Origin of the sequence: Klebsiella ornithinolytica (genome assembly GCF_030505655.1) — a bacterium.
GTDB classification, from domain to species: Bacteria; Pseudomonadota; Gammaproteobacteria; order Enterobacterales; family Enterobacteriaceae; genus Klebsiella; species Klebsiella ornithinolytica.
This window is the reverse complement of the sequence record NZ_CP130153.1, coordinates 571108-590706: the sequence shown is the minus strand read 5'-3', so window position 1 is coordinate 590706 and position 19599 is coordinate 571108. Positions and strand designations below refer to the sequence as shown.

16 protein-coding genes and 2 tRNA genes are annotated in these 19599 nt (G+C 53.3%); 3 read left to right on the top strand and 15 right to left on the bottom strand.

All coding sequences use genetic code 11. The features are described from left to right. Positions 1 to 103: 103 nt before the first annotated feature. The 8 genes from pnp to Q1L34_RS02785 all read right to left on the bottom strand — a co-directional run bounded on the left by pnp (position 104) and on the right by Q1L34_RS02785 (position 9493). The gene (pnp, locus tag Q1L34_RS02820; RefSeq protein WP_004868062.1) at positions 104 to 2239 is read right to left on the bottom strand and encodes a polyribonucleotide nucleotidyltransferase; all 2136 of its coding nucleotides are present in this window, start codon (positions 2237 to 2239) and stop codon (positions 104 to 106) included. Positions 2240 to 2481: 242 nt separating this feature from the next. Continuing rightward, a complete protein-coding gene (gene rpsO, locus Q1L34_RS02815) occupies positions 2482 to 2751 on the bottom strand; it encodes a 30S ribosomal protein S15 (protein WP_004868066.1) in 270 nt (89 codons plus the stop codon). A 147-nt stretch (positions 2752 to 2898) separates the two neighbouring features. Continuing rightward, positions 2899 to 3843: a tRNA pseudouridine(55) synthase TruB gene (truB, locus tag Q1L34_RS02810; protein ID WP_004868069.1), complete on the bottom strand. Its 945-nt coding sequence runs from the start codon at positions 3841 to 3843 to the stop codon at positions 2899 to 2901. Beyond that, on the bottom strand, positions 3843 to 4244 hold the full coding sequence (rbfA, locus tag Q1L34_RS02805; RefSeq protein WP_004106092.1) for a 30S ribosome-binding factor RbfA: 402 nt from the start codon (positions 4242 to 4244) through the stop codon (positions 3843 to 3845). Before rbfA ends, truB begins: the two co-directional genes overlap by 1 nt. A gap of 289 nt (positions 4245 to 4533) precedes the next feature. Continuing rightward, positions 4534 to 7218 (bottom strand): translation initiation factor IF-2, encoded by a 2685-nt coding sequence (infB, locus tag Q1L34_RS02800; protein ID WP_004868071.1) that lies wholly within the window; start codon positions 7216 to 7218, stop codon positions 4534 to 4536. A gap of 24 nt (positions 7219 to 7242) precedes the next feature. After that, positions 7243 to 8730, bottom strand: coding sequence for a transcription termination factor NusA (gene nusA, locus Q1L34_RS02795; RefSeq protein WP_004868073.1), 1488 nt, complete (start codon positions 8728 to 8730; stop codon positions 7243 to 7245). A 27-nt stretch (positions 8731 to 8757) separates the two neighbouring features. Next, complete coding sequence (rimP, locus tag Q1L34_RS02790) at positions 8758 to 9210, bottom strand: ribosome maturation factor RimP (protein WP_004868075.1); 453 nt, start codon at positions 9208 to 9210, stop codon at positions 8758 to 8760. A gap of 206 nt (positions 9211 to 9416) precedes the next feature. Further along, a tRNA-Met gene (locus Q1L34_RS02785) sits at positions 9417 to 9493 on the bottom strand. A gap of 453 nt (positions 9494 to 9946) precedes the next feature. On the opposite strand from Q1L34_RS02785, the gene argG reads away from it, so the two are divergent. The 3 genes from argG (at position 9947) to Q1L34_RS02770 (ending at position 13329) form a co-directional block, all read left to right on the top strand. Beyond that, entirely contained in the window at positions 9947 to 11290 is a 1344-nt protein-coding gene (argG, locus tag Q1L34_RS02780) for an argininosuccinate synthase (protein WP_004868077.1), read from the top strand. A gap of 170 nt (positions 11291 to 11460) precedes the next feature. Next, positions 11461 to 12090, top strand: a complete 630-nt coding sequence (locus Q1L34_RS02775; protein WP_004868081.1) for a helix-turn-helix domain-containing protein — start codon at positions 11461 to 11463, stop codon at positions 12088 to 12090. 687 nt (positions 12091 to 12777) lie between these two features. Then, positions 12778 to 13329 (top strand): YfaZ family outer membrane protein, encoded by a 552-nt coding sequence (locus Q1L34_RS02770; RefSeq protein WP_004868084.1) that lies wholly within the window; start codon positions 12778 to 12780, stop codon positions 13327 to 13329. A gap of 37 nt (positions 13330 to 13366) precedes the next feature. Here Q1L34_RS02770 and Q1L34_RS02765 read toward each other — a convergent pair whose 3' ends face one another. The 7 genes from Q1L34_RS02765 to rlmE form a co-directional block, all read right to left on the bottom strand. Then, positions 13367 to 13768 carry a hypothetical protein gene (locus Q1L34_RS02765; RefSeq protein ID WP_004868088.1) on the bottom strand — a complete coding sequence of 134 codons (402 nt, stop codon included), beginning with the start codon at positions 13766 to 13768 and terminating at the stop codon, positions 13367 to 13369. A gap of 146 nt (positions 13769 to 13914) precedes the next feature. Further along, positions 13915 to 14001: transfer RNA gene (locus Q1L34_RS02760), tRNA-Leu, on the bottom strand. A gap of 13 nt (positions 14002 to 14014) precedes the next feature. Then, positions 14015 to 14344: a preprotein translocase subunit SecG gene (secG, locus tag Q1L34_RS02755; protein ID WP_004868090.1), complete on the bottom strand. Its 330-nt coding sequence runs from the start codon at positions 14342 to 14344 to the stop codon at positions 14015 to 14017. A 305-nt stretch (positions 14345 to 14649) separates the two neighbouring features. Further along, complete coding sequence (gene glmM, locus Q1L34_RS02750; protein WP_015585662.1) at positions 14650 to 15987, bottom strand: phosphoglucosamine mutase; 1338 nt, start codon at positions 15985 to 15987, stop codon at positions 14650 to 14652. Further along, complete coding sequence (gene folP / locus Q1L34_RS02745) at positions 15980 to 16828, bottom strand: dihydropteroate synthase (RefSeq protein WP_004868096.1); 849 nt, start codon at positions 16826 to 16828, stop codon at positions 15980 to 15982. The genes glmM and folP overlap by 8 nt, the downstream gene beginning before the upstream one ends. A 100-nt stretch (positions 16829 to 16928) precedes the next feature. After that, on the bottom strand, positions 16929 to 18863 hold the full coding sequence (gene ftsH, locus Q1L34_RS02740; RefSeq protein ID WP_015585660.1) for an ATP-dependent zinc metalloprotease FtsH: 1935 nt from the start codon (positions 18861 to 18863) through the stop codon (positions 16929 to 16931). Positions 18864 to 18962: 99 nt separating this feature from the next. Then, positions 18963 to 19592 (bottom strand): 23S rRNA (uridine(2552)-2'-O)-methyltransferase RlmE, encoded by a 630-nt coding sequence (rlmE, locus tag Q1L34_RS02735; protein WP_004106110.1) that lies wholly within the window; start codon positions 19590 to 19592, stop codon positions 18963 to 18965. Between the last annotated feature and the right edge of the window lie 7 nt (positions 19593 to 19599).

Sequence of the window (19599 nt, the reverse complement as noted above, 5' to 3'; positions counted from 1 at the left end):
ACTCCCGAAGACAACGATTGGATGAACGTCCAGTTCCCCGGCTGCAAACAGGGCGTCCTGCCCGTAATACGCCCTCCGCCAACGCGGAGGGCAAACGGCAACCTTACTCGCCTTGCTCAGCAACCGGAGCTTCCGGTGCAGCGGCAGGCTGAGTCTGTTCAGCTGCTTCTTTAATGCTCAGACGAACGCGGCCCTGACGGTCAACTTCCAGAACTTTAACCGGCACTTCCTGACCCATCTGCAGGTAATCGGTCACTTTCTCTACGCGCTTGTCAGCGATCTGAGAGATGTGGACCAGACCTTCTTTACCGCCGCCGATGGCAACAAATGCGCCAAAGTCAACGATACGGGTCACTTTACCATTGTAAACACGGCCAACTTCGATCTCAGCCGTGATCTCTTCGATACGACGGATAGCGTGCTGCGCTTTATCGCCATCGGTTGCTGCGATCTTCACGGTACCGTCATCTTCGATTTCGATGGTAGTACCGGTCTCTTCAGTCAGCGCACGAATCACAGAGCCGCCTTTACCGATCACGTCTTTGATCTTGTCCGGGCTGATCTTGATGGTGTGGATACGCGGTGCGAATTCAGAGATATCGCCGCGCGGCGCGTTAATCGCCTGCTCCATGACGCCCAGGATGTGCAGACGTGCACCTTTCGCCTGGTTCAGTGCAACCTGCATGATCTCTTTGGTGATGCCTTCAATTTTGATATCCATCTGCAGTGCAGAGATACCGTCGCGGGAACCCGCCACTTTGAAGTCCATATCACCGAGGTGGTCTTCGTCACCCAGAATGTCAGACAGAACGACGTAGTTGTCGCCTTCTTTCACCAGACCCATCGCGATACCCGCAACGGCAGCCTTCACCGGCACACCAGCATCCATCAGCGCCAGAGAAGCACCGCACACGGAAGCCATGGAGGAAGAACCGTTAGATTCGGTGATTTCAGATACCACGCGAACGGTGTACGGGAATTCTTCGGTGGTCGGCATCACGGCCAGTACGCCGCGCTTAGCCAGACGACCGTGACCGATTTCACGACGCTTCGGTGAACCCACCATGCCAGTCTCACCGACAGAGTACGGAGGGAAGTTGTAGTGGAACAGGAAGGAGTCAGTACGCTCGCCCATCAGTTCGTCAATGTTCTGCGCATCACGTGCGGTACCCAGGGTCGCAGTCACCAGCGCCTGAGTTTCGCCACGGGTGAACAGTGCGGAACCGTGAGTACGCGGCAGTACGCCAGTACGAACATCCAGACCACGAATCATATCTTTTTCACGGCCATCGATACGCGGCTCGCCTGCCAGTACGCGGCTACGTACGGCATTTTTCTCGATAGCGTGCAGGATTTCACCCAGTTCGTTAGCGTCCAGGGTTTCGTCTTCAGCAATCAGAGTCGCGATAGTTTCCGCTTTGATCACGTCAATCTGAGCGTAACGCTCTTGTTTATCAGTGATACGGTAAGCATCGCTCAGACGCGCTTCGGCCAGGGCAGCAACGCGCGCATTCAGCGCTTCGTTGACGGCTTCAGGCTGCCAGTCCCAGCGCGGTTTACCCGCTTCTTTAACCAGGTCGTTGATGTTCTGAATGACAATCTGCTGCTGCTCGTGGCCAAAGACCACCGCACCCAGCATCTGGTCTTCGCTCAGCAGTTCAGCTTCAGATTCAACCATCAGCACGGCCGCTTCGGTACCGGCAACCACCAGGTCCAGCTTACTTTCTTTCAGCTCATCCTGAGTCGGGTTCAGAACGTACTGGTCGTTGATATAACCAACGCGAGCAGAACCGATAGGACCGTTGAACGGAATACCTGACAGAGACAGCGCTGCGGAAGCACCAATCATCGCCACGATATCCGGGTTAACCTGCGGGTTAACGGAAACAACGGTGGCGATAACCTGAACTTCGTTGACGAAGCCTTCCGGGAACAGCGGACGAACCGGGCGGTCAATCAGACGCGCGATCAGGGTTTCGCCTTCGCTTGGACGGCCTTCACGACGGAAGAAACCACCCGGGATTTTACCTGCTGCGTAAGTACGCTCTTGATAGTTAACAGTCAGCGGGAAGAAGTCCTGACCTGGCTTCGCTTTTTTCTGACCAACAACGGTAACGAATACCGCAGTGTCATCCATGCTAACCATGACAGCAGCAGTGGCCTGACGAGCCATCATGCCGGTTTCCAGCGTTACGGTATGTTGGCCGTACTGGAATTTACGAACGATCGGATTTAGCAAAATTCTATCCTTTATATCAATAGGTGACGCGATATCCACGACATAGCGTCAGTTGACCCGATCTCCTGCATCCTCGCGACTAATGACAACCTTTACCCGCCCCTGCGGATCAAGCCTCTCATTAGCCGCGCGAACCTCTGCACGAAGATCATTAATAGCAACAATACATGAGTTTTTAGTGAATTGCTGCCGCCTGGTCGAAAAAAGGGGCCCTGAGGCCCCTTTTTCTGAAACTCGCAGAATTAGCGACGCAGACCCAGACGCTCGATCAGCGAAGAGTAACGTGCAACATCTTTACGTTTCAGGTAGTCGAGCAGTTTACGACGCTGGGAAACCATGCGCAGCAGACCACGACGGCTGTGGTGATCTTTTTTATGCTCGGAGAAGTGACCCTGCAGATGGTTAATCTGTGCAGTCAGCAGTGCAACCTGAACTTCGGTAGAACCGCTGTCGTTTTCGCCACGACCAAACTCAGAAACGATTTTTGCTTTAGCTTCAACGCTTAGAGACATTTTAAAACTCCAGATTTAAAAGAAAGAAAGGGTGCCGATCTCTAATTCAGCGACCCCTGATGCAACGCCCGAAAATGTTAAAACACTTTTGCGGACGTTAAGCGGCGATATTCTACCCGCAGCCGGCTTTTATCGCAAGAACAGCCCTCAAGCTGGGTATTCGACAACCAGACGACGCGGCGCCACGCGGCCTTCATCGTCAATCTCACCCATACCGAGAAACTTACCCTCTTCACCTTCAGTGACCCGCACCAGGCCCTGTAGCGGGGCGCCTGCTGTACGGACCGGGTTGCCATTCTTAAAGTAAACAGCCGATGTTTCGGGAATATTAACCAGAGGATAGTCCGACGCCGGGCTGTCCATCGGCATCAGCAGCGGATCGAGCAGCTGCGCGGCAGGAATATCCTGCGCCATGGCCTGTTCAACCAGCGCCTGCAGCTGCTCCAGCGTCACCATCCGCTCAACCGGATATTTGCTGACGGCCAGACGACGCAGATAAATAACGTGTGCGCCACAGCCCAGTTTCTCACCCAGATCGTCAATAATCGTCCGGATATAGGTGCCTTTGGAGCAGTGAATTTCCAGCTCCAGCTCATCCCCTTCGTGGCGGATAAACAGCAGCTCATAGACGTTAATCGGCCGGGCTTCACGCGGGACGTCAATCCCCTGACGGGCATATTCGTAGAGCTTTTTCCCCTGGTATTTCAGCGCCGAATACATCGACGGTACCTGTTGGGTTTCGCCGCGGAAACTGTCCAGCGCCGCCGCCAGCTGTTCGTCGCTGAAGGTCAGCGGGCGCTCTTCCACCACCAGGCCATCGGCATCAGAGGTGTCGGTACGCTGTCCGAGCTTCGCAATCACACGATAGCGCTTATCGGAATCCAGCAGATACTGGGAAAACTTCGTGGCTTCCCCGAGACAAATCGGCAGCATGCCGGTTGCCAGCGGATCCAGCGCACCGGTGTGCCCTGCGCGATTCGCGTTATAGATACGTTTGACTTTCTGCAGTACATCGTTGCTGGACGCGCCCTGAGGTTTATCCAGCAACAGCACGCCATGCACATCGCGACCGCGACGACGAGGACGACTCATCAGTCCTCCTTGCTGTCGTCCGGGTTCACACGACGCTCATCGTCATGCTTCACCACGCTGGTCACCAGGTTAGACATACGCATCCCTTCAACCAACGAGTTGTCGTAGAAGAAGGTCAGTTCCGGCACGATACGCAGTCGCATCGCTTTCCCCAGCAGGGAACGGATAAAGCCGGATGCTTCCTGCAATGCTTTAATACCGGCTTTCACCGCGGCTTCGTCTTTGTCGTTCAGAAAGGTCACGAAGACTTTGGCATAAGCCAGATCGCGAGACATTTCAACACCAGAAACGGTGGTCATCATGCCCAGACGCGGGTCTTTAATTTCGCGCTGCAGGATGATAGCAATCTCTTTTTGCATCTCCTGAGCCACGCGCTGCGGGCGACCAAATTCTTTCGCCATAATAAATTCTCCAGATAAAGACAAAAAAGGGGCCATAAGCCCCTTTTTAGAATTATTGCCGGGTGGCGCTATGCTAACCCGGCCTACGCTAGTCAATCGTCTAAGGATGTTGGGTGGCAACAAGGCGGCAGGCTCGTGACAAATTCATCGGGGACGAATTTGAACAACCGAAGGCTGGCCTCCGGTGAGAGAGACAGAGGTCTCTCATCAATCCCCGGGAGCATAGATAACGATGCGACCGGGGCGAGCGAGCGCAGCCAACGCGTGGCGGCCCAAAAACCGACGAAGATTAGGCGATGGTACGCTGGATCTCGATGATTTCGAACACTTCGATCATATCGCCAACGCGAACGTCGTTGTAGTTCTTCACGCCGATACCACATTCCATACCGTTACGGACTTCGTTAACGTCATCTTTGAAGCGGCGCAGGGATTCCAGCTCGCCTTCATAGATAACCACGTTGTCGCGCAGAACGCGGATTGGGTTATGACGTTTGATCGTCCCTTCGGTAACCATACAGCCCGCGATAGCGCCAAATTTCGGCGATTTAAAGACATCACGGACTTCAGCCAGACCGATGATCTGCTGTTTCAGTTCCGGAGAGAGCATACCGCTCATCGCCGCTTTCACTTCGTCGATCAGGTTATAGATGACGGAGTAGTAGCGCAGATCCAGGCTTTCCGCTTCGATAACTTTACGTGCAGATGCATCGGCACGTACGTTGAAGCCGACCAGGATGGCGTTGGATGCCGCAGCCAGGGTCGCGTCGGTTTCGGTGATACCACCTACGCCAGAACCGATGATCTTCACTTTGACTTCGTCGGTAGACAGTTTCAGTAAAGAGTCGGAGATCGCTTCGACAGAACCCTGAACGTCCGCCTTCAGTACGACGTTCACTTCGTGAACTTCGCCTTCAGTCATGTTAGCGAACATGTTCTCGAGTTTAGATTTCTGCTGGCGCGCCAGTTTAACTTCACGGAATTTGCCCTGACGATACAGCGCAACTTCACGCGCTTTCTTCTCGTCACGAACAACGGTCACTTCATCACCCGCAGCCGGAACACCGGACAGACCGAGGATTTCCACCGGAATGGACGGACCCGCTTCCAGAACTTCCTGACCCAGTTCGTTACGCATCGCACGAACGCGACCGTATTCGAAGCCGCACAGAACGATGTCGCCCTTGTGCAGAGTACCTTCGCGAACCAGAACGGTTGCTACCGGACCACGACCTTTATCCAGGAAGGATTCGATAACCGCGCCGCTGGCCATACCGTTACGTACAGCTTTCAGCTCCAGAACTTCAGCCTGCAGCAGGATAGCATTCAACAGGTCATCAATACCGGTACCCGCTTTCGCAGAAACAGGGATGAACTGAGATTCGCCGCCCCACTCTTCCGGCATAACGCCGTACTGAGACAGTTCGTTTTTAACGCGATCCATATCCGCTTCAGGTTTGTCGATCTTGTTGACCGCAACCACTACCGGCACCTGAGCCGCTTTTGCGTGCTGGATAGCTTCGATAGTCTGTGGCATCACGCCATCGTCGGCAGCAACAACCAGAACAACGATATCCGTTGCCTGCGCACCACGAGCACGCATTGAGGTAAACGCGGCGTGACCCGGAGTATCCAGGAAGGTGATCATCCCGTTTTCGGTTTCAACGTGGTATGCACCGATGTGCTGGGTAATACCACCCGCTTCGCCGGATGCCACTTTGGTTGAACGAATGTAGTCCAGCAGAGAGGTTTTACCGTGGTCAACGTGACCCATGATGGTCACAACCGGTGCACGGGCTTCTGCCGCCGCGCCGGTATCACGGTCGCTCATTACCGCTTCTTCCAGCTCGTTCTCACGACGCAGGATAACTTTGTGGCCCATCTCTTCGGCAACCAGCTGTGCGGTTTCCTGGTCGATGACCTGGTTGATGGTTGCCATCGCGCCCAGCTTCATCATCGCTTTGATGACCTGAGAGCCTTTGACCGCCATCTTGTTAGCCAGCTCGCCAACGGTGATGGTTTCACCGATGATAACGTCACGGTTTACAGCCTGCGCAGGCTTCTGGAAGCCCTGTTGCAGAGAAGAACCTTTACGCTTGCCGCCTTTGCCGCCACGAACGGCTGCACGGGCTTCTTCACGATCGGCTTTTGATTCGGCGTGCTTGTTGCCTTTCTTCGGACGCGCAGCTTTGCTGTTGCGACCGCGGCCACGGCCGCCTTCTACTTCGCGATCGTTATCATCTTCAGCCTGACGAGCGTGCTGAGACGTCGTCACGTGATAATCGCTGGTTTCTTCTGGAGCTTCTGGCGTTTCGGTCCAGTTCTTTTCGTTTTCTGCAGCCATACGGCGTGCTTCGTCCGCTACGCGGCGCGCTTCTTCTTCAAGCTTGCGACGTGCTTCTTCTTCCGCTTTACGTTTCAGCTCTGCTGCTTCGTTTTCACGGCGGATCTTTTCAGCCTGGGCGCTTTTTGTCATGTCGTCGGTTTGTTGATTGCTCACTTTGTCTTTTTCCGCAGCTTCACGTTTCGCTTTCTCAGCGACTTCACGTTTAGCTTGTTCTGCGGCCTCACGTTCAGCTTTTAATTGCGCCTCTCGCTTGGCAGCTTCTTCTGCCTCGCGATGGGCTTGCTCTTCCGCTTCACGCTGCGCCTGCTCTTCCGCGGCAAGGCGTTCTGCCTCTTGCGGGTCGCGTTTCACAAAGGTGCGCTTCTTGCGGACTTCGATTTGTACCGATTTACTTTTACCACCGGTACCTGGAATATTTAACGTGCTGCGCGTTTTGCGCTGCAGCGTCAGCTTGTCGGGCGCCGAACCGTGCTCACGGTTCAGGTGCGTCAACAAGGTCTGCTTCTCTTGCGCCGTCACAGAATCATCAGCCGATTTGCGAATCCCTGCATCAGCAAATTGCTGTATCAGGCGATCCACAGAGGTCTGAATCTCTGAGGCCAGCGCTTTAATAGTCACATCTGTCATGCTGTTCCTTCCTGCTACAGTTTATTACGCTTCGTCGCCGAACCAACAAATATTACGGGCGGCCATGATGAGCTCTCCGGCTTTTTCGTCGGTCAACCCTTCGATATCAGCCAGATCATCAATGCCCTGCTCGGCGAGATCTTCCAGCGTACAAACACCACGGGCAGCCAGTTTGAAAGCCATCAAACGTTCTAAACCTTCCAGATTTAATAAATCATCGGCAGGTTTAGTATCTCCCAGGCTTTCTTCCTGAGCCAGCGCCAACGTGGTCAGCGCGTTTTTCGCACGCTCGCGAAGTGCTTCAACGGTGGCTTCATCCAGACCGTCGATTTCCAGCAGTTCTTTCACCGGCACATAGGCCAGTTCTTCCAGCGTCGCGAAACCTTCTTCAACCAGCAGCGTGGCGAAATCTTCATCAATATCAAGATATTTCGTGAAGGTATCGATAGCCGCGTGGGCTTCGGCCTGATGCTTCGCCTGCAGGTCGTCAACGGTCATCACGTTGAGTTCCCAGCCGCTCAGCTGTGAGGCCAGACGCACGTTTTGACCGTTACGGCCAATCGCCTGCGCCAGATTGCCCGCTTCAACCGCAATATCCATGGTGTGTTTATCTTCATCCACCACGATAGATGCGACGTCAGCCGGTGCCATCGCGTTAATCACGAATTGCGCCGGGTTATCATCCCACAGGACGATATCGATACGCTCGCCGCCCAGTTCGGTTGAAACCGCCTGAACGCGTGCGCCACGCATACCTACGCAAGCGCCAACCGGGTCGATACGCTTATCGTTGGTTTTCACCGCAATCTTGGCACGGGAGCCCGGATCGCGAGCGGCGGCTTTGATTTCGAGAACTTCTTCGCCGATTTCCGGTACTTCAATACGGAACAGTTCAACCAGCATTTCCGGCTTAGAACGGGTTACGAACAGCTGAGCGCCGCGCGCTTCCGGACGAACCGCATACAGGACACCGCGAATACGGTCACCTGGACGGAAGTTCTCACGCGGCAGCATATCTTCACGCAGGATCACGGCTTCAGCATTGCTGCCCAGATCCAGAGTGATGTTGTCGCGGTTTACTTTCTTCACTACGCCGGTGATGATTTCACCTTCGTGCTCGCGGAACTGATCGACAACCATGGCGCGTTCAGCTTCACGGACTTTCTGTACGATAACCTGTTTCGCGGTCTGCGTAGTGATACGGTCGAAGGTGACGGATTCAATCTGGTCCTCAACGTAGTCACCAGGATTCATGCTCTCGTCTTCGTAGCGCGCCGCTTCAAGCGTAATTTCGCGCGTCGGCTGAGTCACTTCTTCAACGACCAGCCAGCGACGGAAGGTATCAAAATCGCCGCTACGACGATCGATGCTTACACGCACATCGATCTCTTGTTCGTATTTTTTCTTGGTTGCCGTTGCCAGAGCACTTTCCAGCGCTTCGAAAATCTTTTCGCGCGGCAGCGCCTTTTCGTTGGAAACGGCTTCAACAACAGCCAAAATTTCTTTGTTCATCGGGGCCTTTCACCTCAATCCAGACTGTTAAAAGTGGGGAACCAGGTTCGCCTTCTGGATGTTACTCAGCGCGAACACTTCATCTTTGCCTTCGACGGTTACCGTGATCATTTCACCGTCTACCGCTTTGATAATGCCCTGCCATTTGCGACGGTTCTGTACCGCCATACGCAATACCAGCGCGACTTCCTCACCGGAAAAACGCTCATAGTGTTCGGCGGTAAACATCGGGCGATCGAGACCAGGTGAAGACACTTCCAGGTTGTAAGCTACGGTGATTGGATCTTCGACATCCATGACAGCGCTGACCTGGTGGCTCACATCAGCACAATCATCAACATTGATGCCATCATCACTATCAATATAGATGCGCAGTGTGGATGTGCGACCGCGAATGAATTCGATGCCGACCAGCTCAAAGCCAAGCGCTTCAACCGGCGCCGTGAGCATCTCTGTTAATTTTTGCTCTAATGTGGACAAACCCACCCCCAAGACATAAAAAAAGGGCGTATAGCCCAGTTATTCTGAAGTCAGATAACAAAAAACCCCGATAAATCGGGGTTTTAGATAACTGAACCCTGCGATCGCAACTGCGATCTGGAACACCTTCCAGGAGAATTCTTTCAAATTCGGATACGAAGGACCAGGTCCTCACAGTATATTTGAAAAAGTACTCAATGGGAAAGTGGTTGCGGGGGCCGGATTTGAACCGACGACCTTCGGGTTATGAGCCCGACGAGCTACCAGGCTGCTCCACCCCGCGCCTGAAACGTGGCATATTTTACTCTTATTGAGCAAAAGACGCAAATACTGCTGGGATTTGGTACCGAGGACGGGACATAAAATCGTGGTAAAGTTTATTGATAAACTCTATATTTTGTCAACATGTATTTCATCTCTCCCTGTTCGCGTTTGTGCTGCCATCTCGCTCTTTTTTAGCAAAAAAGCAATGAAGCACTTCCTGTCATCCGCAAAAGATGATTAAATGAAAACTCATAATTAATGCATAAACATGCAATAAGAACTTGTTCCATTTGACGCCATTGCTACCGCCTCTTTGGGTACGGAAGCGCGCAGTCACCAGCGCAGCGTCAATGCTCGTGAAGATTATGCACTTTGTCCGGAGAAAAAACGGCAGGCAGAATAGTCAAATGGGACAGGTTCTACGACTTGATAAACCGAACTCACAACAGTCTATCTAGCAGGGTTTTATTTTATGACGACGATTCTTAAGCATCTCCCGGTTGGTCAACGTATTGGTATCGCTTTCTCTGGTGGTCTGGATACCAGCGCCGCACTGCTGTGGATGCGCAAAAAAGGTGCAGTTCCTTATGCCTATACCGCAAACCTGGGCCAGCCTGACGAAGAAGATTACGATGCAATCCCTCGTCGCGCCAAAGAGTACGGTGCAGAAGGCGCTCGTCTGATCGACTGCCGTAAGCAGCTGGTCGCCGAAGGGATCGCCGCGATTCAGTGCGGTGCTTTCCACAATACCACTGGCGGTCTGACCTACTTTAACACCACCCCGCTGGGCCGCGCGGTAACCGGCACAATGCTGGTTGCCGCGATGAAAGAAGATGGCGTCAATATCTGGGGTGACGGCAGCACTTACAAAGGCAACGATATCGAGCGTTTCTATCGCTATGGTCTGCTGACCAATGCCGAGCTGAAAATTTACAAACCGTGGCTGGATAGCGACTTTATCGATGAGCTGGGCGGTCGCCAGGAAATGTCTGAGTTCATGATTTCCTGTGGCTTTGACTACAAAATGTCCGTTGAAAAAGCCTACTCCACCGACTCCAATATGCTGGGCGCAACGCACGAAGCGAAAGATCTGGAATTCCTCAACTCCAGCGTGAAAATCGTTAACCCGATCATGGGCGTCAAGTTCTGGGACGAAAGCGTCAAAATCCCGGCCGAGGAAGTGACTGTCCGTTTTGAACAGGGTCATCCGGTGGCGTTGAACGGTAAAACCTTCAGCGATGACGTTGAGCTGATGCTGGAAGCGAACCGCATCGGCGGTCGTCACGGTCTGGGCATGAGCGATCAGATCGAGAACCGCATCATCGAAGCGAAGAGCCGCGGTATTTATGAAGCCCCGGGGATGGCACTGCTGCATATTGCTTATGAGCGCCTGCTGACCGGTATCCATAACGAAGATACCATCGAGCAGTACCATGCCCATGGTCGTCAGCTGGGCCGCCTGCTGTATCAGGGCCGTTGGTTCGATTCCCAGGCCCTGATGCTGCGCGATGCGCTGCAGCGTTGGGTGGCCAGCGCCATTACCGGCGAGGTGACGCTGGAGCTGCGTCGCGGAAACGACTACTCCATCCTGAATACCGTCTCCGATAATCTGACCTACAAAGCCGAACGTCTGACGATGGAAAAAGGCGACTCCATGTTCTCGGCGGAAGACCGTATTGGTCAACTGACGATGCGTAATCTGGATATTACCGATACCCGTGACAAGCTGTTTGGTTACGCGCAATCGGGCCTGCTGAGCGCCTCTTCGGCCACCGGCCTGCCGCAGGTAGAAAACCTGGAAAACAGAGACAAATAATCTGTTTTCAACTATGCTCTCAGCCGACGTTAATCCGTCGGCTTTTTTTATCTGCTCAACACACGGCATCAGAAAAGTCTTAGTCTGGTAATTTTTACCTGTCGCAATTTTTTATAATTATTGTCTATAATCACCCGAATACATTTATCCTTGACCCCACGAGGATCGCGATGAATATTAATCCCCCGGTCAGGCCAAACCAGGCGATCAACCGTCTGCTGGAAACGCTCGAACCGTATGCTACACCTATGAATGTCGTTGCCAGAAAAAGGCTGACGCCGAACTATAAAGGTAAAGCGCAGCTCTATCTTTTAAAAAAAGGTGAGCTGTCCGTCATTCGTTCATCTGATAAATTATTGATCGTGACCGTCTATGAACCTCATCTGTTTGGCGTCGCCGAGATACTGCAGCCGAGCCATAGCCACGCTCTGCGTGCTGAGGTCGCCTCCGAAGTTCTGCGTATCGACAGCGAGCAAGCCATCAAACTGTTCCGTGAGCATAACCTGTGGGAAGAGGTGACCCGTCTGCTGGCATACCATACTTCCTATCTGGTGTACCGGGACGATCTGGTGCTGCAGCAACGTACCTACTCGGTGATTCGCAATCATCTGCTGGAGATGCTGCTGTTGCCGGAAGAGACGCGACTACGGGTCTCCATCCTCGAATATATTCAGGACCGCACCCATCTTTCACGCAGCAGTATTCTCAATGTGCTGTCGGCGTTAAAAAAAGGAGGATATATTGAGTTCGCCCGCGGTGGTTATTTACAAAGCGTAAGCTCGCTTCCTGAAAAATTCTAATCATCCATCGGCTATTTATCGCTTATCTATTGTTGTCGGCGCCGGGTCGACTGAAGAATTTAAATTTAAACAAACAAATGATAACGACAAGCGATAAATAATTTTATTCTGGGCTCATGTATTTATCACACTGATTGTGTGTTGAAAACTGAACAACAAGCTCAGGAATGAAGATGGTTCTCCTTATACCATTCACAGTCAATCCCTGTACCGTGCGAAGGTTAATATCCTTCTGTCCCGGTGCGCGATACGACAACACCGGTTTCTGCAGCTGGCACTATGACGATCTTCTTCGACCGTACCTCATCGACCAGGTGGGCGATACGTTGGGAAGAGTTGTCTGATGTGAGGATTAACCCTCATCCGGCTGCTGCAGGCATTTATGTCCCTTCAGGCGCGAGGATGGGTGGAGAAATCAGGTGCTTCAGCTGTCCCTGAAAACGCCTGATGGATGGTCCGTCAGCAGATGGCGCGCTATCCGGATGTCATACCAGACTGGGCTGGTCGCGCGATCTTTTAGCGCGCCAGCGACGCTGCCAATAATCAGCAAAGCGTAAGTGTCGATACCCCTGGCGCAATCGTGACAAAGGTATCGCGCTTCAGTAAATAACGATTAAACCCAAAAACCCGTTAAATTTTTGCCCGAACGCCCGTATCGGGCATTTTTTTACCTGAAGGAATTCAACAATGAGCATGATCACTCCGAAATCAGTTCTGTTAGTTGCCGCTCTCGGCGCCAGCAGCGCCGCCTGCGCATCGGTAAACTTACACGGAGAGGCGGGGGAAGAATTCACTAACCTTTCCGCCAGCTTCGGTGCCGAAGAACCGGGTATGACCTTTAACGGCAACTGGGCGCACAGCGATAATGACGGCGACGTCGCCGGGTTAGGCATGGGCTATAACTTTAACCTCGGTCCGTTTCTCCTGACTCTGGGTGGCAAAGCGCTCTATCTGAATCCGCAAGACAGCGATGAAGGCTACGCCGTCGCACTGGGCGGCGGTGCACAGCTTCCGCTGGGCCAATACTTTACGCTTTTCGGTGAAACCTATTATTCTCCGGACTCCATGTCCAGCGGCGTCGATGACTACGTGGAAGCCAATGCCGGCGTGCGGATTAACGTGATTAAATCGCTGAATATTGAAGCCGGATATCGCTATATCGATATGGCGGGGAAAGACGCTCATCATGACAACACGTTGGCTGATGGCGCTTATGCAGGTTTCAACTTCCGTTTCTGATGCAAAAAGGGATTGCCGACGGCAATCCCTCATTCGCCTATGCCGCCACAGGAACGGCTTTCAGCAGGCGGTTAATCACCTGCAGTCCGGCAATGTTGTTCTCTTTACGATAAACCTCGTTCATCGCTGACATCTGTTCCAGTTTCGTCAGAGCGCTGTAGACGTGGAACGCCTCGCTGTCTTTATCAAAGATGTCTTTTTTAGAAGCATCCTGCAGGTAGTTATCTTTTAACGACCGGCTCAGGCTGCCGATAATTGCGCTATTATCCTGGAAACAACTGACCACCGCCTGAGCACTCTGCCCTGAAAGCTGCGCGTCACTATGCAATACCGGCACCGTTAAAGTGTTAATAGTGTCCACGGTATCCGCCGACGGCGTAGTACTGCATCCGGACAAACACAGGGCGCCGGCAATGATAAACGACCTGATTTTTTTCATGGCGTCACTTCACCTCTTCTGAATAGATGAGCGCGACTTTAGCGATTGCGGTGGGTTCAAGACCAGTGAAGAGTTATTTATAAATAAATAAGCGCCTGTCGAAGGCAAAAAAAAAGACGCTTTTCAGCGTCTTTTTTTCGGAATATTGGTACCGAGGACGGGACTTGAACCCGTAAGCCCAATCGGGCACTACCACCTCAAGGTAGCGTGTCTACCAATTCCACCACCTCGGCACGGATATAACTATTAGTGCGGGATATCGCTGCTCGGCTGTGCCGGCGCTGTTGGCTGAGTCTGCTCGGTTTTCGGCGCGCTCAGATTATCCCACTCACTTCCTTTATTGGTCTTGTTGCTGTTGATATTGCCCAGCACCAGACTGATGATGAAGAACAACGCTGCCAGAATACCAGTCATGCGGGTCATGAAGTTACCAGAACCGCTGGATCCAAACAACGTGCCGGAAGCGCCTGCTCCGAAGGAGGCTCCCATATCAGCGCCTTTACCTTGCTGCAGCATGATCAGACCAACGAGGCCAATCGCTACAATAAGGAAAACAACTAAAAGAGCTTCTTGCATAATCAACCTGTTCCTTGCGGATTCGCCGCATACCAATTGCTTCAACCAATAAAGCGGGAGGTTTTAATGTTTCCCACTGAAGCGGGTGTGAATACTAACCAAAGCGAATGACCTTCGCAAGGGCAATTTCGGTGCATTGTATCAACTGCGGAAAAAAACAGCAAAAAACGATTTTTTGGCGAAGAAAAAGGCGGCAAGCGCCGCCTTTTTAAACACTTAGCACCCTGTCAGTCCGCATAATTATTTCACGTTGTCTGGTGCCGACGGCACCACTGCGCAGACGAGAAAATAAATCACCGGCTTAATCAGGCGTTTTTCACCGCATCGGCGATACGATGCGCGAACTCATGCACCTGCTCTTCGTGCTCGCCTTCGACCATGACGCGAATGAGCGGCTCGGTACCCGATTTGCGCAGCAGCACACGACCACGGTTGCCCAATGCCGCTTCCACTTCCGCCATCACCGCTTTCACGTTTTCATGTTCCAGCGGGTTGCCACTGCCTTCGGTGAAACGGACGTTGACCAGGATTTGCGGGAACATTTTCATGCCGCTACACAGGTCATGCAGACTCATGTGGTTACGCACCATCGCCGCCACAACCTGCAGACTCGCGACGATACCGTCACCGGTGGTGGTTTTATCCAGCAGGATAACGTGGCCGGAGTTTTCCGCGCCGATACGCCAGCCTTTCTCCTGCAGCTTCTCGAGGACATAGCGGTCACCCACTTTAGCCCGGACAAACGGAATGCCCAGCTGTTTGAGCGCCAGCTCCAGCCCCATATTACTCATTAACGTTCCCACCGCGCCGCCGCGCAGCTGGCCCTGCCGCAGACCTTCCCGGGCGATGATATACAGAATCTGATCGCCATCGACCTTGTTACCTTCATGGTCGACCATGATGACGCGGTCGCCATCGCCATCATAGGCGATACCCAGATCGGCTTTTTCGGCCAGTACGCGAGCCTGCAGGGCGCGTACGTCGGTTGCTCCGACCTCTTCGTTGATATTGAGCCCGTTCGGCTCACAACCCATCGCGATCACCTGAGCACCCAACTCGCGGAATACATTCGGCGCAATGTGATAGGTCGCGCCATGGGCGCAGTCGACAACCACTTTGAGCGCATTCAGGCTCAGTTCGTTCGGGAAGGTACCTTTGCAGAATTCAATATAACGGCCGGCGGCATCCACGATACGGCTGGCTTTGCCCAATTCGGCCGAATCAACGCAGGTGAGCTCTTTTTCCATTTCCGCTTCAATCGCCTCTTCTACGTTATCCGGCAGCTTTGTGCCTTCAATAGAGAAGAATTTGATCCCGTTGTCATAGAACGGGTTATGCGAAGCTGAAATGACAATCCCGGCTTCAGCACGGAAGGCTCGCGTCAGGTAAGCCACCGCCGGAGTAGGCATTGGACCGGTGAAAGAAGCGGAGAGCCCCGCCGCAGCCAGCCCTGCCTCCAGCGCCGATTCCAGCATATAGCCAGAGATACGGGTATCTTTACCAATAATGATTTTGCGTGAACCGTGGCGCGCCAGCACCTTGCCCGCAGCCCAGCCCAGCTTGAGCACGAATTCCGGGGTAATTGGCGCATCACCCACGCGGCCACGGATACCATCGGTGCCAAAATATTTGCGGTTACTCATAACGTTTATTTTCCTTTGTGCTCAGGGTGGCTTCCACCACGCGTAGCGCTTCTACCGTTTCTTTGACGTCATGGACGCGAATAATCTGCGCGCCCTGCATCGCTGCAATCACTGCACACGCCAGGCTGCCGCTGAGGCGTTCCGTCGGCCCGACGTTAAGCAGTTGGCCGACCATCGATTTGCGCGACATGCCAACCAGCAGCGGGAGACCGAACTGATGGAACTCGCCGAGTCGGGCAAGTAGCTCATAATTATGGGCAAGATTTTTACCGAAACCGAATCCCGGGTCGAGCAACAATTTCTCTTTTGCGATACCCGCCTGTTCACAGCGCACGATATGCTCGGTGAAGAAGCGGGCGACATCGGCAAAGACATCATCGTACTTCGGTGCTTCCTGCATCGTTTTTGGCTGCCCCTGCATATGCATCAGACACACCGGTAGCCCGGTTTGTGCCGCGGCTTCCAGCGCCCCAGGCTCGGTCAGCGAACGGATATCGTTAATAATATGCGCGCCTGCCCGAGCGGACTCACGGATCACTTCTGGCTTCGACGTGTCTACCGAGATCCAGACTTCAAAACGCTGAGCAACGGCTTCTACCACCGGGATCACGCGCGCCAGCTCCTCTTCGACGCTCACATCCAACGCTCCCGGACGGGTCGATTCGCCGCCGATATCAATGATAGTCGCTCCCGCATTTATCATCAGATTGGCATGCTTAACCGCCTCCACGAGCGAGTTATGTGTGCCGCCATCGGAGAATGAATCTGGCGTCACGTTAAGGATACCCATTACGTGAGGATGGGAGAGATCGAGGGTTGAGCCCTGGGCTACGAGTTTCATCGCGAAATCCATGAATCCGGAAGGTTAATAAAAAGAAAAACCCCGGAGCGGCAGGCGCCCCGGGGTTTCGATAGACATAACAACATCAATAGCGGCTAACTTATTTGTCGCCCAGTTGCTCTGACATGGTGTTACCCGGGTTTGGCGTACGCGGTTCATCGACCGGACGCGGCGCACTCGGGGTGCCATTGTTGCCAGAGTTATTGGTGCCGTTCGGATCTTCCCAGCCCGCAGGTGGGCGAACTTCGCGGCGAGCCATCAGGTCATCAATCTGCGGTGCGTCGATGGTCTCATATTTCATGAGCGCATCTTTCATCGAATGCAGGATGTCCATGTTGTCATTCAGAATCTGACGAGCACGGTTGTAGTTGCGTTCAACCAGCGATTTCACTTCCTGGTCGATGATACGTGCAGTCTCATCGGACATATGTTTCGCTTTCGCAACGCTACGCCCCAGGAAAACTTCGCCCTCTTCTTCCGCATACAGCAGCGGACCGAGTTTGTCGGAGAAGCCCCACTGCGTCACCATGTTACGTGCCAGGTTCGTCGCGACTTTAATGTCGTTCGACGCACCGGTAGAAACATGTTCCACACCGTAGATAATCTCTTCCGCCAGACGACCGCCGTACAGGGTCGAAATCTGGCTTTCCAGCTTCTGACGGCTGGCGCTGATAGCATCGCCTTCCGGCAGGAAGAAGGTCACACCCAGCGCACGACCGCGCGGAATAATCGTCACTTTGTGCACCGGATCGTGTTCCGGTACCAGGCGGCCGATAATCGCATGGCCCGCTTCGTGGTATGCGGTGGATTCTTTCTGCGCTTCCGTCATCACCATGGAGCGACGTTCCGCACCCATCATGATTTTGTCTTTCGCTTTTTCGAACTCGACCATCGATACCACGCGTTTGTTGCCACGGGCAGCAAACAGAGCGGCTTCGTTGACCAGGTTCGCCAGGTCAGCACCCGAGAAGCCCGGGGTACCGCGCGCAATGATTGCCGCGTCGATATCAGGCGACAACGGTACGCGACGCATGTGAACTTTCAGAATCTGTTCACGACCGCGGACATCCGGCAGCCCTACAACAACCTGACGGTCAAAACGGCCTGGACGCAGCAGCGCCGGGTCAAGTACGTCAGGACGGTTGGTCGCCGCGATAACGATAATGCCTTCGTTACCTTCGAAGCCATCCATCTCAACCAGCATCTGGTTAAGCGTCTGTTCACGTTCATCGTGACCACCGCCAAGACCAGCGCCACGCTGGCGACCGACGGCGTCGATTTCATCGATGAAGATAATGCACGGTGCCGCTTTCTTGGCCTGTTCGAACATGTCACGCACACGCGATGCGCCCACACCGACGAACATTTCAACGAAGTCAGAACCAGAAATGGTGAAGAATGGTACTTTCGCCTCACCGGCGATAGCTTTCGCCAGCAGCGTTTTACCGGTACCCGGAGGGCCGACCATCAGGACGCCTTTCGGGATTTTACCGCCCAGCTTCTGGAAGCGGCTCGGTTCACGCAGGTATTCAACCAGTTCACCGACTTCCTCTTTCGCTTCGTCGCAACCGGCGACATCGGCAAAAGTGGTTTTGATCTGGTCTTCCGTCAGCATACGGGCTTTGCTTTTGCCGAAGGACATCGCGCCCTTTCCGCCGCCGCCCTGCATTTGCCGCATGAAGAAGATCCAGACGCCGATCAGCAACAGCATCGGGAACCAGGAAATAAAGATGGAAGCCAGCAGGCTCGGTTCTTCCGGCGGTTCGCCAACCACTTTGACGTTTTTCGTCAACAGGTTATCGAGCAGCTTCGGATCGTTGACCGGAATGTAAGTCGTGTAACGGTTACTATCTTTCTTGGTAACGTTGATCTCACGTCCGTTGATACGCGCTTCGCGAACCTGGTCCTGGTTGACCTCTTGCAGGAAGGTTGAATAATCCACCTTACGGCCATTAGACTCGCTGGGCCCAAAGCTCTGGAATACTGACATCAGCACAACGGCAATGACCAGCCAGAGTATTAGGTTTTTCGCCATGTCACTCAAGGGATTAACCTCTTATTACAACTGTGTTAAAAACAGCGTCAGGATACTCTATATCCAGCGTCTTTCAAACTTTCGTTTGAAATCTACCGGTTATGGTTTACGCCCGGTCGCTACAATGTACACTTCACGCGAACGTGCGCGAGAAGAGTCCGGCTTACGAACTTTGACCTTCGTAAACAGGGAGCGAATTTCTCTTAGATACTCATCGAAACCTTCGCCCTGGAACACCTTCACTACAAAACTACCACCCGGCGCTAATACATCACGAGCCATTCCAAGCGCCAGCTCCACCAAATACATGGCCCGGGGAATATCCACCGCCGGTGTTCCACACATGTTTGGTGCCATATCGGACATGACAACCTGCACTTTACTGTCACCTACGCGTTCAAGTAACGCTTTCAGAACTAATTCATCACGAAAGTCGCCCTGAAGGAAGTCCACACCAACGATTGGATCCATAGGTAAAAGATCGCAAGCGATGATGCGGCCGCTGTTTCCGATCTGCGTAACCGCATATTGCGACCAGCCACCGGGTGCAGCGCCGAGGTCAACAATGGTCATCCCCGGTTTAAAAATCTTGTCACTTTGCTGTATTTCATCAAGTTTAAACCAGGCACGGGAACGTAACCCCTTTTTCTGTGCCTGTTGAACATATTTATCGCTAAAGTGTTCCTGAAGCCAGCGGCTTGAGCTGGCAGAACGCTTTTTACCTGTCATTTAACAT

What these genes read in the sequence shown, in the direction of transcription:
- rpsO (WP_004868066.1), bottom strand. Translation starts at nt 2,751, where the DNA reads ATGTCTCTAAGCGTTGAAGCTAAAGCAAAAATCGTTTCTGAGTTTGGT.
- truB (WP_004868069.1), bottom strand. Translation starts at nt 3,843, where the DNA reads ATGAGTCGTCCTCGTCGTCGCGGTCGCGATGTGCATGGCGTGCTGTTG.
- glmM (WP_015585662.1), bottom strand. Translation starts at nt 15,987, where the DNA reads ATGAGTAACCGCAAATATTTTGGCACCGATGGTATCCGTGGCCGCGTG.
- Q1L34_RS02770 (WP_004868084.1), top strand. Translation starts at nt 12,778, where the DNA reads ATGAGCATGATCACTCCGAAATCAGTTCTGTTAGTTGCCGCTCTCGGC.
- nusA (WP_004868073.1), bottom strand. Translation starts at nt 8,730, where the DNA reads ATGAACAAAGAAATTTTGGCTGTTGTTGAAGCCGTTTCCAACGAAAAG.
- secG (WP_004868090.1), bottom strand. Translation starts at nt 14,344, where the DNA reads ATGCAAGAAGCTCTTTTAGTTGTTTTCCTTATTGTAGCGATTGGCCTC.
- infB (WP_004868071.1), bottom strand. Translation starts at nt 7,218, where the DNA reads ATGACAGATGTGACTATTAAAGCGCTGGCCTCAGAGATTCAGACCTCT.
- rbfA (WP_004106092.1), bottom strand. Translation starts at nt 4,244, where the DNA reads ATGGCGAAAGAATTTGGTCGCCCGCAGCGCGTGGCTCAGGAGATGCAA.
- rlmE (WP_004106110.1), bottom strand. Translation starts at nt 19,592, where the DNA reads ATGACAGGTAAAAAGCGTTCTGCCAGCTCAAGCCGCTGGCTTCAGGAA.
- Q1L34_RS02775 (WP_004868081.1), top strand. Translation starts at nt 11,461, where the DNA reads ATGAATATTAATCCCCCGGTCAGGCCAAACCAGGCGATCAACCGTCTG.
- ftsH (WP_015585660.1), bottom strand. Translation starts at nt 18,863, where the DNA reads ATGGCGAAAAACCTAATACTCTGGCTGGTCATTGCCGTTGTGCTGATG.
- folP (WP_004868096.1), bottom strand. Translation starts at nt 16,828, where the DNA reads ATGAAACTCGTAGCCCAGGGCTCAACCCTCGATCTCTCCCATCCTCAC.
- argG (WP_004868077.1), top strand. Translation starts at nt 9,947, where the DNA reads ATGACGACGATTCTTAAGCATCTCCCGGTTGGTCAACGTATTGGTATC.
- Q1L34_RS02765 (WP_004868088.1), bottom strand. Translation starts at nt 13,768, where the DNA reads ATGAAAAAAATCAGGTCGTTTATCATTGCCGGCGCCCTGTGTTTGTCC.